Genomic DNA, 12,780 nt, shown 5'->3' with positions numbered 1-12,780 from the left:
GCCTGCCGCGGCCGCGGTGGCTCACCGTGTGCGGTTCAGGGTCTGCAGGGCGGCCCGCAGCAGCTGAGCCACCTGGGGCGTGCCGCCCGCGGCCATCGTCTCCTCGGCCCGCGGGGTGACGGCGGCCACCGCCTCGTCGGCCTCCCGGGTGGCGTAGCCGAGGCCGACCAGCGCGGTGTGCAGCTGGTCGCTCCAGCCGGGGGCGGCCGCCGAGCGGGCGCCGGGCACGGCGGAGCCGAGCGGCTCGCCGAGCCGGTCCTTGAGCTCCAGCAGCAGCCGCTGCGCGCCCTTCTTGCCGATGCCGGGGACGGCGGTGAGCGCCTTCTCGTCCCCGGTGGACACCGCGAGCCGCAGCGCGTCCGGGGAGTGCACGGCCAGCATGGCCTGGGCCAGCCGGGGTCCGACCCCGCTGGCGGTCTGGAGCAGCTCGAAGGCCTGGCGCTCGTCGTCGTCGGCGAAGCCGTAGAGGGTCAGCGAGTCCTCACGGACGACGAGGGAGGTGGCCAGCCGGGCCTGCCGGCCGACGCGCAGCCCGGCCAGGGTGGCCGGGGTGCACTGGACCGCCATCCCGACCCCGCCGACCTCGATCACGGCGGTGTCCGGGGCGACGGCCGCCACCGGACCGGAGACGAACGCGATCATGAGGTACGGCCTTTCGTGGTGCGCGCGCCGCTCGGAGTGCGGGCGGGGCTCGTCGGGCGAGCGGGGCTCGTCGGGCGGGCGGGGCTTGTGGCGCGGTGGGCGGCGACGGCCTGCTGGAGGCGGTTGGTCGCGGGGGCCCGCCAGATGTGGCAGATGGCGAGCGCCAGCGCGTCGGCGGCGTCGGCCGGTTTGGGCGGTGCGTCCAGCCGCAGCAGCCGGGTCACCATCGAGCCGACCTGCGCCTTGTCCGCGCGCCCGGATCCGGTGACGGCCGCCTTGACCTCGCTGGGGGTGTGCAGCGCGACCGGCAGCCCGCGGCGGGCCGCGCACAGCATGGCGACGGCGCTGGCCTGCGCGGTGCCCATGACGGTGCGGACGTTGTGCTGGCTGAACACCCGCTCCACGGCGACGAATTCCGGCCGGTGGGCGTCCAGCCACTCCTCGATGCCGCGCTCGATGAGGACGAGCCGGTCGGCGGTCGCGGCATCCGCCCCGGTCCGTACGACGCCGACCCCGAGCATCCGCAGCGGGCGGCCCGCGACCCCCTCGACCACGCCGACACCGCACCGGGTCAGCCCCGGGTCCACGCCCAGCACACGCACCGCGCCCCTCCCCTCACCGCGCTTCGGTCACCTGTTCCTGCAGGCTAGCGGCTACCGCCGACAACACCCGCGGACAACGCCGACGGGCCGGTGGGGTGCTGCCCCGCCGGCCCGTCGGCGTGTCCGACGGCGTCGACCGCCGTGCCGATCCGCCGTCAGGCGTCCACCTTGGCCATGACCTCGTCGGAGACGTCGAAGTTGGCGAAGACGTTCTGCACGTCGTCGCTGTCCTCGAGAGCGTCGATCAGCTTGAAGATCTTGCGCGCGGCATCTTCCTCGAGCTGGACCTGCATCGTGGGCACGAAGTTGGCATCGGCCGAGTCGTAGTCGATGCCCGCCTCCTGGAGGGCGGTGCGGACCGCGACCAGGTCGGTGGCCTCGCTGATGACCTCGAAGGACTCACCGAGGTCGTTGACCTCCTCGGCGCCCGCGTCCAGGACCGCGCCCAGCACGTCGTCCTCGGCGAGCTCGCCCTTGGGGACGATGACGACGCCCTTACGGTTGAACAGGTACGACACGGAGCCCGGGTCGGCCATCGAGCCGCCGTTGCGCGTCATCGCGACGCGGACGTCGGAGGCCGCGCGGTTGCGGTTGTCGGTCAGACACTCGATGAGGACGGCCACGCCGTTGGGGCCGTAGCCCTCGTACATGATCGTCTCGTACTCGGCGCCACCGGCCTCGAGACCGGCACCACGCTTGACCGCGCTGTCGATGTTCTTGTTCGGAACCGAACTCTTCTTCGCCTTCTGGATGGCGTCGAAGAGCGTCGGGTTGCCCTCCGGATCGGCACCGCCCATCCGGGCCGCGACCTCGACGTTCTTGATCAGCTTCGCGAAGAGCTTGCCGCGCTTGGCATCGATCACGGCCTTCTTGTGCTTCGTCGTAGCCCATTTAGAGTGGCCGGACATCCGCCTGTCTCCTTCGCGTAACCCATTGCTGTACGAACGCCTGAGATCCTACCGGGATCGGCCCAGCCTGCGGCGAGGTCTCCCGCCACCACTCTCCACCGAGCGCTACGCGCGCCGCACCATCTCGACGAAGAGCTTGTGCACCCGGTGGTCCCCGGTCAGCTCGGGGTGGAACGAGGTCGCCAGGACATTGCCCTGCCGGACGGCGACGGTGTGCCCGTCGAACGTCGCGAGCACCTCGGCACCGCCGCCCACGGACTCGACCCACGGCGCGCGGATGAAGACCCCCTCGACCGGGCCGTCCTCGATGCCCTGGATGTCGACCCCGGCCTCGAAGGACTCGTTCTGCCGGCCGAAGGCGTTACGGCGCACGATCATGTCGATGCCGCCGATGGTCTCCTGGTCGTCCCGGCCGTCGAGGATCTTGTCCGCGAGCATGATCATGCCCGCGCACGTACCGTACACCGGCATCCCGGCCCGGACCCGGTCGCGCAGCGGCTCCAGCAGCCCGAAGATGATCGCGAGCTTGGACATGGTGGTCGACTCGCCCCCGGGGATCACCAGGGCCGCGACCTCGGCGAGCTCCTCGGGCCTGCGGACCTGCCGGGGCGTGGCCCCGGCCGCGGTGAGCGCGGCGAGATGCTCGCGGACATCGCCCTGGAGGGCGAGCACACCGATCACGGGGGCGTCGGCGGTGGACGTAGCCGGTATGGACGACGTGGTCACGGAAGCGAAGACCTCTCGAACGTCAGGGGCACCACGCACCGGGCCGCCGGGCCGGGGCGCGTGGTGCCATGTGATGCCGTACGGGCGCCGGTTACCAGCCGCGGCTGGCGTAGCGCTCGGACTCGGGGAGGGTGTCGCAGTTGATGCCGACCATGGCCTCGCCGAGGTTCCGGGACGCCTCCGCGATGACCTTGGGGTCGTCGTAGAAGGTGGTGGCCTTCACGATCGCGGCGGCGCGCTTGGCCGGGTCGCCCGACTTGAAGATGCCGGAGCCCACGAACACGCCCTCGGCGCCGAGCTGGCGCATCAGCGCGGCGTCGGCCGGGGTGGCGACGCCACCGGCGGAGAACAGCACGACCGGCAGCTTGCCGGTCTGCGCGATCTCGGCGACCAGCTCGTACGGGGCGCGGATCTCCTTGGCGGCCGCATAGAGCTCATGGTTGTCCAGGCCGCGCAGCCGGGCGATCTCGCCCCTGATCTGGCGCAGGTGGCGCACGGCCTCGACGACGTTGCCGGTACCGGCCTCGCCCTTGGAACGGATCATGGCCGCACCCTCGGCGATCCGGCGCAGCGCCTCGCCCAGGTTGGTGGCTCCGCAGACGAACGGGGTGGTGAAGGACCACTTGTCGCTGTGGTTGACCTCGTCGGCGGGGGTGAGCACCTCGGACTCGTCGATGTAGTCGACGCCGAGCGACTGCAGCACCTGCGCCTCGACGAAGTGGCCGATCCGCGACTTGGCCATCACCGGAATGGAGACGGCGTCGATGATGCCCTCGATCATGTCCGGGTCGGACATCCGGGCCACACCGCCGTCCTTACGGATGTCGGCCGGCACCCGCTCGAGGGCCATGACCGCGACGGCTCCGGCGTCCTCGGCGACCTTGGCCTGCTCGGGGGTGACGACGTCCATGATCACGCCACCCTTGAGCTGCTCGGCCATACCGCGCTTGACGCGGGCGGTGCCGGTCGCGGGGGCGTCGGAGTTGGACGTGCTGGCGGGCGTGATGGACACGGTTTGACCTCACTCGATAATGAAAAGTGCGATGAGCCCATCGTAGGGCCGTTCGATACCGATACATGACCCGGCCATCTGGTCCAGGTCATGAGCGTGTGTGCTACACGAATGACAAAACCGCGTCGGGGCGGGGATCGGCAAGGGCCAATCAAAGGCCGGTGGCTCGAAGCGACCGGTGAATCCTCGGTACGCGAAGGGCGGTCACCCCCTCGGCACAGGGCTCCTCAGCGCTCGGCCTCCTCGGTGCCCGGCACCCGCCCCAGCGCCGCCGGTGGCTCGTCGTCCATCTCGAAGGCGAGCGGGAACGGAGCGTGGCCCGCCAGCCGGAACCAGCGCACCGTCCGATGGCGGCGCAGCGCCCGCGCCGCGCGCACCGCGTCGTTGTGGAACCGCCGGGCCATCGGCACCCGCCGCACCGCCTCCGTGAGCTCCCCCAGCGCCTCCTCGCCGCCCGGCGCCTCCCGTACCGCCTCGGCCTGGGCACTGTCCTCGAAGACGGCCCGCAGCGCCTGGCTCAGCTCGCTCTCGGCGACCTCGCGGTGCTCCTCCTCGGACTGCCGGGCGGCGTGCGCGGCCTGGTACAGCACGATCGAGGCGGCGGGGTCGAGCACTCCGGCGGTGGCCAGCTCCTGGGCGACGGAGGCACGCCGCAGCAGCTGCGCGTCCAGCGCGGCCCGCGCCGCGTCCAGACGGCTGTGCAGCCGGTCGAGGCGGCCCGCGGTCCAGCTCAGATAGACGGCGATGACGACCAGTGCGACCGCGATCCAGATCAAGGTGCTCACGGCCCGCCACGCTACCGCGTGCGGCCCCCGGAGCCCGGGGCGGAACCCTCGGCCGGGGCCGCCGCGCGCGGCGGTGTGAGGCCCCTCCGGGCGGGTCCTGAGCAGGTCGGAGGAAGTCCGCTACGGTTCGGGCAGCGCCCCGAAGGGGCGCGGGGGTGTGTCGATACGCGGCACCACCGCACAGGCACGACCAGCGGGGTGAGTCGATGCGCGGCACCACCGCACAGGCGCGACCAGCCGCGACGGCGCCGCAGCCGACCGACGACCCATCGCGACACTCCCAGCGGAGCGCCTAGTCCCTGGCGAGCCCCAGCCGCGCCCACAGCCGCGTACGGTCGTCGGCGGCCACCGACGCCGCCCCGTCCGTCACCGTCTCGTAGACCGCGAGGATGTCCGCCCCCACCGTCGACCAGTCGAAGCGCCGTACATGCCGGCTGCCCCGCGCCCGCAGCTCGGCCAGCCGCTTCTCGTCGCCCAGCAGCCGCACCGCGGCCGCCGCAAGGGCGTCCGCGTCCTCGTTGGCGAACAGCTCGCCCGCCGCTCCCCCGTCCAGCACCTGGGCGAACGCGTCCAGATCGCTGGCCAGGACCGCGGCCCCCGCCGACATGGCCTCCACGAGGATGATGCCGAAGCTCTCGCCGCCCGTATTGGGCGCGACGTAGACATCGACGCTACGCAGCAGCCGCGCCTTGTCCTCGTCGCTGACCATCCCCAGGAACTCCACGCGCTCCCGCAGCGGAGCGGGCAGATCGGCCACGGCCTCCTTCTCGTCACCCCGACCGGCGATCAACAGCCGCACCCCGGGCCGGGCCTCGAAGATCTTCGGAAGGGCGCGCATCAGCACCGGCAGCCCCTTACGGGGCTCATCGATCCGGCCGATGAAGCCGATCGTCTCCCCCCGCCACTCCTCCTTCGGCTCGGCGTCGGCGAAGAAGTCCACATCGACGCCGTTGGGGATGACCACCGCGTCACCGCCGAGGTGCTCCACCAGCGTCCGGCGCGCGTACTCGCTCACCGCGATCCGCGCGCTGATCTTCTCCAGCGCCGGCTGCAGGATCGGATAGGCGGCGATCATGGCCCGGGAGCGCGGATTGGAGGTGTGGAACGTCGCGACGATCGGCCCCTGGGCCGCCCAGCAGGCCAGCAGCCCCAGCGAGGGCGAGGTGGGCTCGTGGATGTGAATGACGTCGAAGGCGCCGTCGTGCAGCCAGCGGCGCACCCGCGCGGCCGACAGGAACCCGAAGTTCAGCCGGGCCACCGAGCCGTTGTACGGCACCGGCACGGCGCGCCCGGCGGAGACCACGTACGGCGGCAGCGGCGTCTCGTCGTCCGCCGGGGCCAGCACGGAGACCTGGTGGCCGCGCCGGATCAGATGGTCGGCCAGATCGCGGATGTGGAACTGGACGCCGCCTGGGACATCCCAGGAGTACGGGCAGACGATCCCGATCCTCAAGGCTTCTCCATTTCAGGCCGTCCAGGGCTTCCGGGGCCCTCGGGACTTCCAGCGTTCCCTGGACCGCGGTCCAGATCCGCGAGCCACAGCCGCTGCAGCATGTGCCAGTGCTCCGGGTGCTCGGAGATCCCCGAGGCGAAGGCGTCGGCCATCTCCTGGGTCATGACGGAGACCCGCTCCGCGCGGTTCCCGTCCCCGGGCGCCTCGACCGGCGGATGCACCCGCCCGCGCATCACCGGCGACTCGTCGTACCAGAGGGTCACCGGCAACAGCAGGGCGCCCGTCTGCAGGGCGAGCGCGGCCGGCCCGGCCGGCATCTTCGCCCGCTCGCCGAAGAACGACACCTCCACGCCCGAGGCCGACAGATCGCGGTCGGCCACCAGACACACCAGACCGCCCGCGCGCAGCCGCCGCGCCAGCGTCCCGAAGGCGCTCCCGCCCTGGTGCGGCAGCACCTCCATGCCCAGCCCCTCGCGATAGGCCACGAACCGGTCGTACAGCGACTCCGGCTTCAGCCGCTCCGCGACCGTGGTGAAGGGCACCCCCAGATGGGTGGTCACCCAGGCCCCCGCGAGGTCGTAGTTGCCCATGTGCGGCAGCGCCAGGATCACGCCCCGGCGCTCGGCGAGACCGTCCACGAGATGGTGCACGTCCTTGACGTCGAAGCCGCCCCGTATCCGCTCCGGGCTCCACGCCGGAAGCCGGAAGGACTCCATCCAGTAGCGCAGGTACGAGCGCATGCCCGCCCGCGACAGCTCGGCCAGCCGCCGGGGCGAGGCGTCCGGCACCACGCGTGCCAGATTGGCCTCCAGACGCAGCACGCCCTTGCCGCGCCGCTTCCACGTCTGGTCGGCGATGCGCTGACCGAGGCGTACGGCGACCGGCTCCGGGAGCTTCTTGACCACGCTCCAGCCGAGTCCGTACAGCGCGTCGGTCAGCCTCTCCTTCACCGCGCCTCGCCCCCCTGGGGCACCGTCTGCTCCCCGGCGTCCGCCTCGGCGGCCTCCCGGCGCACCGTCACCACCCGCTGGACGAGGGTCACCGCGCTGCCGACGGCCACGATCCACAGCGCGATCGGGAGGAGGATGTCGATATGCGGCACGCCGAACTTGTGCAGCCCCGAGAAGCCGCACGCCACCAGCGAGATCACCAGCCGCTCGGCACGCTCCACCAGCCCGTTGACGTTCACCGGCAGGCCGATGCTCTCGCCGCGAGCCTTGGTGTACGAGACCACCTGGCCGCTGGCGAGGCAGAAGATCGTCACCGCACACAGCACATTGTCGTCCCCGCGGCCCGCGTACCACAACGTCAGACCGCCGAAGATCGCGCCGTCGGCCACCCGGTCCAGCGTGGAGTCGAGGAACGCGCCCCAGCGGCTGGAGCGCCCCAGCTGCCGTGCCATATTGCCGTCGACCAGGTCGGAGAAGACGAACAGCGTGATGACGACGGTGCCCCAGAAGAACTCCCCCCGGGGATAGAAGACCAGTGCGCCCGCGCACACGCCGGCGGTGCCGGTGAGGGTCACCGCGTCGGGGCTGACCCCGAGGCGGATCAGCAGGGCGGCGAACGGTGTGAGAACACGCGTGAAGAATGCACGCGCGTACTTGTTCAGCATGGCCTTCCCGGGGGGTCGAAACGGGCCGGGTGGTCAAGAGGCCACCGGCGCGCCCATCGTAGCCACGCCCCGGAGGGGCGCCGTGCACCTGTCGGACGGCTCAGCGACCCCGCGCGCGGTACGGCCGCTTGTGTGACGTATGGACGCACCGTTACAGGGGTGGAAAGCTCGAAGTATCGCAAGGTGTCGACCGGGAGGCGAGACACATGGGCGACAAGACGAGTACACACCCAGGGGCCGCCGGAAGGGCAGTGGCGGCCGACCGGCCCAGCTCCCTGCGGAATGTGGTTCTGGTCGGCCACAGTGGGACCGGAAAGACGACGCTGGTGGAGGCCCTCGCACTGGCGACGGGCGCGGTCAACCGGGCAGGCAGGGTCGAGGACGGCGGCTGTCTCTCGGACTACGACGATATCGAGCACCGGCAGCAGCGTTCGATCCAGCTGTCGCTGATCCCCGTCGAATGGGGCGGGATGAAGATCAATCTCCTGGACACCCCCGGCTATGCCGATTTCGTCGGGGAACTCAGGGCCGGTCTGCGAGCGGCGGACGCGGCCCTTTTCGTTGTCTCGGCCGCCCAGGACGCCCTGGGCATCACCGGGGCCACCCGCATGATCTGGGAGGAGTGCGCCGCGGTCGGGATGCCGCGCGCCATCGTGATCACCCACCTCGAAGCGGCCCGCGCCAGCTTCGAGGAGATGACCGAGCTGTGCCGGGACAGCTTCGGCGGCGACGACCCCGACGCCGTACTGCCGCTGTACCTGCCGCTGCGCGGCGAGCCGGGGCCGGACGGGCACGCCCCCGTGACCGGGCTCATCGGGCTGCTCACCCAGCGGGTCTTCGACTACTCCTCGGGGGTGCGCACCGAATCGCCGCCCCGGGAGGACCAGGAGCCGCTGGTCGAGGAGGCCCGCGGCCGGCTCATCGAGGGGATCATCGCCGAGAGCGAGGACGAGACCCTCATGGACCGCTATCTCGGCGGTGAGGAGATCGACGTCAAGACGCTGATCGAGGACCTGGAGAAGGCCGTCGCACGCGGCAGCTTCCACCCCGTGCTGGCGGCGGCGCCCGCCGCGGCGGGGTCCAAGCAGGGCCTGGGCACCGTCGAACTGCTGGACCTGGTGACCGGCGGCTTCCCGTCCCCGCTGGAGCGCGAGACGCCCGACGTCACCACCCCGCAGGGCGCCGCACGCCCGCCGTTGAGCTGCGATCCGGACGGTCCGCTGGCCGCCGAGGTGGTCAAGACCTCCTCCGACCCGTATGTCGGCCGGATCTCCCTGGTACGGGTCTTCTCCGGGACCCTCCGCCCCGATGAGACCGTCCATGTGTCCGGACACGGTCTGGAGGACCGCGGCCATGAGGACCACGACGTGGACGAGCGGGTCGGCGCCCTGTCCGCGCCCTTCGGCAAACAGCAGCGCACCCTCCCACAGGCCATCGCGGGCGATCTGGCGTGCGTGGCCAAGCTGACCCGCGCCGAGACCGGGGACACCCTCTCGTCCAAGGACCAGCCGCTCCTGATGGTGCCCTGGCAGATGCCCGATCCGCTGCTGCCGGTGGCCATCCAGGCGCACAGCAAACCGGACGAGGACAAGCTGTCGCTGGGCCTGTCCCGGCTGGTCGCCGAGGACCCGACGATGCGCCTGGAGCAGAACCCGGACACCCATCAGGTGGTGCTGTGGTGTCTGGGCGAGGCGCATATGGACGTCGCGCTGGAGCGGCTGCGCAGCCGGTACGGCGTCCAGGTGGACGCGGTGCCGTACAAGGTCTCGCTGCGCGAGACCTTCGGGGCGAGGTCGGCCGGGCGCGGCCGCCATGTCAAGCAGTCCGGAGGACACGGCCAGTACGCGATCTGCGAGATCGAGGTGGAGCCGCTGCCGGAGGGCTCGGGCATCGAGTTCGTGGACAAGGTCGTGGGTGGCGCGGTGCCCCGGCAGTTCATCCCGTCCGTCGAGAAGGGCGTGCGCGGCCAGGCGGCGCGCGGCGTCGCCGCCGGGTATCCCCTGGTCGATGTGCGGGTCACGCTGCTGGACGGCAAGGCGCACTCGGTGGACTCCTCCGATGCCGCCTTCCAGACGGCGGGCGCGCTCGCGCTGCGCGAGGCGGCCGCCGACGCCCGGATCGACCTGCTGGAACCGGTGGTGGAAGTGGGCGTGCTGGTCTCGGACGACTATGTCGGCGCCGTCATGAGCGATCTGTCCGGCCGGCGCGGCCGGGTCGTCGGCACCGAACAGTCCGGCGGCGGACAGACCTTGATCAAGGCGGATGTGCCGGAGATCGAGATCGGTCGGTACGCGGTCGATCTGCGATCACTTTCGCATGGCACGGGGCGGTTCAGCCGCTCCTACGCCCGGCATGAGCCGATGCCCCACCAGCTGGCCGAGCGGATGCGCGAACACGTCGCCGCGGAGGCGTAGTTGACGGCACATCCGTGGCGTAGTTCACGGCCATGTCACGGCCCGTCCGTGGCGTAAGTCACGGCCTGCCCGCCCCAACCGCGCCGGGGCGGGCGGGCCTTCGCCGTCGGCCGTCCACCGGCGGTTCCGCGAGCGGTTCCGCGGGCGGTCTTCTCCACGAGGGTTTTCCACAGGCCGCACACGCCCTGGCGACAGGCGGTGCACACCCCGGATACGCTGAGGTCGCAGCGCAAGAGCGTGCCGTATTGGGGGCGTTGGTGACGGACGGATTCGACTTCAGTCCCGGGGCGCAGGTTCCCCTGTCGGGAGCGGCGGGACAGACGGCGGCGACGCAGGCCCTGGCCTCGGCCGCCTACCGCGACGACCCCGTGGCAAAGTTGCTCGACGCCAATTCGGAGTGGACGGTCTCGGAGGTCAAGAAGCCGAGGATCTCCCTCTTCGAGCCGAACCTGGGCGAGGCGTTCGCGCGCGCCGTCCAGATGAGAATGCTCGGCGGCGGCCGGGCCCAGGTGATCCAGTCCTTCGGCACAGAGCCCCAGACGGTCGTCGAGCACTGTCTGGCCGCCAACCGCATCCGCAAGACCCGGGACGCCCGGCTCACCGCCGTCATGGTGATCTTCGGGCTGCTGTTTTTGCCCGGGACGCTGCTGTGGCTCGGCGTCTTCCAGCTGCGCCGCTCGGTCGCCGGGGCGCAGGACAAGCGGATGGGGGCGCTCGGCACGGCGCTGCTGGTGGCGCTCGGCGTGATGGTCCTCATCTTCCTGATCAAGCTGCCCTTCGGCGGATTCTGGGGAATCTATCTCCGGGGCGTCGTGGTCGCCCCGGTGATCGGCTGGTACATCGCCAAGCAGATCTGCGAGCGCACCGCCAAGGATCTCCGGGACTCCTGGGGCGGGCTGCTCTCCGGTGGCGGCGTCGGCGCCAAGGTGCCCGAGACGGTGCCCAACCACCCGGGCCAGACCGCCGCCGAGGAGCTGCGCAAGTCGCTCCACAAGCTCACCGCCGAGCAGCACAGCAATGTGGTCTTCTACGCCGGCCCCAAGGGCATATTGGGCATGGGCACCCGCTGGGGCAGCTGGCAGCTGGCCGAGGATCTGGTCTCGGCCGATCCCGACAAGGAGATCGACCCCTTCCGCAGCTGGGACGTCATACGGGCGATCCACGACCAGCTGCGCATGCTGGAGCGCACCCCGCTGCACACCGGCGGCTTCCCCACCCCCTCCGTGCGCCACTGGGTGGTCTCGCCGATCGGCGAGGAGGCCAAGGCGGTCGAGCGCGGCGGCACCTCCGAGGAGGAGGGCTTCCAGATAAAGGGCGTCGAGCTCCAGCGGATCTGCGACAAGCAGCAGTTCGGCGCCGGTGACCGGCACTACCTGGGCGTGCAGTTCGTGCTCTGGGACGGCCAGTTGGTGATCACCCTGATGATCACGGTGACCCTGCTGCACAAGACGCTGCGGATCGAGGTCACCGGGCATGCGCTGGGGCCGATACACCCGCTGTTCCGCAACAAGCCGTCGGCCCCCAGCAAGACGGTCGCCAAGACCTTCCGGTTCTGGGAGACCAAGTCCATCCCGCTGCCGCTGGTGAACGCGAAGGAGGTCGTGCGGCTGACCGCGCGCGCCCCCTTCACCTGGTACCCGCCGATACTGGACCACCTCGGGGGCAAGCTGGTGCTGCCCGAGCCGTTCGGTCTGCGGCACGCCTGGGCGGACAAGCCCTGGCGGCACCGCTTCATGGCGGACGACGCGCTGCGCGCCGCGACCCCCGTGCTGCGGGTGGTCCATGAGGCGGCCATCGGGGTGCTCAAGAACCACGGCGTGGACACCGAGCGCTTCGGCAACCGCTCGCTGGCGCTCAGCGGCCAGGTCCAGGACGTGGCCCCGAAGAAGGCCGATCTGTACGACGCGTAAGGGCACGGCGCGTAAGGGCGCGGCGCGTAAGGGCGCGGCGCGTAAGGCAAACGCAAATGCGTCGGGCCCTGGCCACACGGCCGGGGCCCGACCCTTGAGCTGCCGCTAGGCCCCCGGCCGGGGCCAGGCGTCGGCGAGCAACCGGCGGGTGTCGGCGAGGAGTTGCGGCAGCACCTTGGTCGTGCCGATCACGGGCATGAAATTGGTGTCCCCGCCCCAGCGCGGCACCACATGCTGATGCAGATGCGCCGCGATTCCGGCGCCCGCCACGGTCCCTTGGTTCATGCCGATGTTGAAACCGTGCGCACCCGAGGCGGTACGCAGCGCGGTCATGGCGGCCTTGGTGTACTCCGCGAGCTCCACCGTCTCCTCGGCGGTGAGGTCGGTGTAGTCGGCGATGTGCCGGAACGGGACGACCATGAGATGGCCGCCGGTGTACGGATACAGATTGAGCACGGCGTACACGGACTCGCCGCGAGCGATGATCAAGCCGTCCTCGTCGGACTTCTCCGGAATGGAGCAGAACGGACAGCCATCGCCCGCGCCCGGACCGGTCGGCTTGTTCTCCCCCTGGATGTAGGCCATCCGATGGGGCGTCCACAGGCGCTGGAACGCGTCAGGCGTCCCCACTCCGATCTGCTGTTCCGGCTCACTCGTCATGCGGGCCAGCATATTCGCCCCGCAGGGGTGAGGAAGAGCCGAGGGGCGGCCCT

Annotated in this window: 12 protein-coding genes; 2 read left to right on the top strand and 10 right to left on the bottom strand. The window is 71.2% G+C overall.

All coding sequences use genetic code 11. From position 1 onward, the window contains the following. Window positions 1–21 precede the first annotated feature (21 nt). The 9 genes from ruvA to pgsA form a co-directional block, all read right to left on the bottom strand. Window positions 22–642 carry a Holliday junction branch migration protein RuvA gene (gene ruvA, locus J2Z30_RS37425; RefSeq protein WP_044568567.1) on the bottom strand — a complete coding sequence of 207 codons (621 nt, stop codon included), beginning with the start codon at window positions 640–642 and terminating at the stop codon, window positions 22–24. Then, on the bottom strand, window positions 639–1,244 hold the full coding sequence (gene ruvC / locus J2Z30_RS37420) for a crossover junction endodeoxyribonuclease RuvC (RefSeq protein ID WP_044568569.1): 606 nt from the start codon (window positions 1,242–1,244) through the stop codon (window positions 639–641). The genes ruvA and ruvC overlap by 4 nt, the downstream gene beginning before the upstream one ends. A 155-nt stretch (window positions 1,245–1,399) precedes the next feature. After that, complete coding sequence (locus J2Z30_RS37415; protein ID WP_044568570.1) at window positions 1,400–2,152, bottom strand: YebC/PmpR family DNA-binding transcriptional regulator; 753 nt, start codon at window positions 2,150–2,152, stop codon at window positions 1,400–1,402. Window positions 2,153–2,257: 105 nt separating this feature from the next. Continuing rightward, window positions 2,258–2,878, bottom strand: a complete 621-nt coding sequence (pdxT, locus tag J2Z30_RS37410) for a pyridoxal 5'-phosphate synthase glutaminase subunit PdxT (protein ID WP_308280219.1) — start codon at window positions 2,876–2,878, stop codon at window positions 2,258–2,260. 91 nt (window positions 2,879–2,969) lie between these two features. Next, window positions 2,970–3,890, bottom strand: coding sequence for a pyridoxal 5'-phosphate synthase lyase subunit PdxS (gene pdxS / locus J2Z30_RS37405; protein WP_078956525.1), 921 nt, complete (start codon window positions 3,888–3,890; stop codon window positions 2,970–2,972). A gap of 227 nt (window positions 3,891–4,117) precedes the next feature. Beyond that, window positions 4,118–4,675, bottom strand: a complete 558-nt coding sequence (locus tag J2Z30_RS37400) for a hypothetical protein (RefSeq protein ID WP_044568572.1) — start codon at window positions 4,673–4,675, stop codon at window positions 4,118–4,120. A gap of 292 nt (window positions 4,676–4,967) precedes the next feature. Continuing rightward, a complete protein-coding gene (locus J2Z30_RS37395) occupies window positions 4,968–6,128 on the bottom strand; it encodes a glycosyltransferase family 4 protein (protein ID WP_044568574.1) in 1,161 nt (386 codons plus the stop codon). Further along, window positions 6,125–7,078 carry a phosphatidylinositol mannoside acyltransferase gene (locus J2Z30_RS37390; RefSeq protein ID WP_044568575.1) on the bottom strand — a complete coding sequence of 318 codons (954 nt, stop codon included), beginning with the start codon at window positions 7,076–7,078 and terminating at the stop codon, window positions 6,125–6,127. The genes J2Z30_RS37395 and J2Z30_RS37390 overlap by 4 nt, the downstream gene beginning before the upstream one ends. Continuing rightward, a complete protein-coding gene (gene pgsA, locus J2Z30_RS37385; RefSeq protein WP_044568577.1) occupies window positions 7,075–7,743 on the bottom strand; it encodes a phosphatidylinositol phosphate synthase in 669 nt (222 codons plus the stop codon). The genes J2Z30_RS37390 and pgsA overlap by 4 nt, the downstream gene beginning before the upstream one ends. A 206-nt stretch (window positions 7,744–7,949) precedes the next feature. On the opposite strand from pgsA, the gene J2Z30_RS37380 reads away from it, so the two are divergent. Together J2Z30_RS37380 and J2Z30_RS37375 are read left to right on the top strand one after the other, a co-directional pair. After that, a complete protein-coding gene (locus tag J2Z30_RS37380; RefSeq protein ID WP_044568578.1) occupies window positions 7,950–10,157 on the top strand; it encodes an elongation factor G-like protein EF-G2 in 2,208 nt (735 codons plus the stop codon). Between the two features lie 257 nt (window positions 10,158–10,414). Beyond that, window positions 10,415–12,067: an AbeC-like domain-containing protein gene (locus J2Z30_RS37375; RefSeq protein ID WP_044581128.1), complete on the top strand. Its 1,653-nt coding sequence runs from the start codon at window positions 10,415–10,417 to the stop codon at window positions 12,065–12,067. 105 nt (window positions 12,068–12,172) lie between these two features. Here the strand turns inward: J2Z30_RS37375 and J2Z30_RS37370 are convergent, their stop codons facing one another. Next, window positions 12,173–12,739 carry an HIT family protein gene (locus J2Z30_RS37370; protein ID WP_044568580.1) on the bottom strand — a complete coding sequence of 189 codons (567 nt, stop codon included), beginning with the start codon at window positions 12,737–12,739 and terminating at the stop codon, window positions 12,173–12,175. Window positions 12,740–12,780 lie beyond the last annotated feature (41 nt).

This window comes from Streptomyces iranensis, from assembly GCF_017874715.1.
GTDB classification, from domain to species: domain Bacteria; phylum Actinomycetota; class Actinomycetes; order Streptomycetales; family Streptomycetaceae; genus Streptomyces; species Streptomyces iranensis.
The sequence above is the reverse complement of the archived record's forward strand: the minus strand, read 5'-3'. Positions and strand labels throughout refer to the sequence as shown.

Excerpts from the sequence above, each read along its gene's own strand:
- J2Z30_RS37380 (WP_044568578.1), top strand. The coding sequence starts at position 7,950 with ATGGGCGACAAGACGAGTACACACCCAGGGGCCGCCGGAAGGGCAGTG.
- J2Z30_RS37415 (WP_044568570.1), bottom strand. The coding sequence starts at position 2,152 with ATGTCCGGCCACTCTAAATGGGCTACGACGAAGCACAAGAAGGCCGTG.
- J2Z30_RS37370 (WP_044568580.1), bottom strand. The coding sequence starts at position 12,739 with ATGCTGGCCCGCATGACGAGTGAGCCGGAACAGCAGATCGGAGTGGGG.
- ruvA (WP_044568567.1), bottom strand. The coding sequence starts at position 642 with ATGATCGCGTTCGTCTCCGGTCCGGTGGCGGCCGTCGCCCCGGACACC.
- pgsA (WP_044568577.1), bottom strand. The coding sequence starts at position 7,743 with ATGCTGAACAAGTACGCGCGTGCATTCTTCACGCGTGTTCTCACACCG.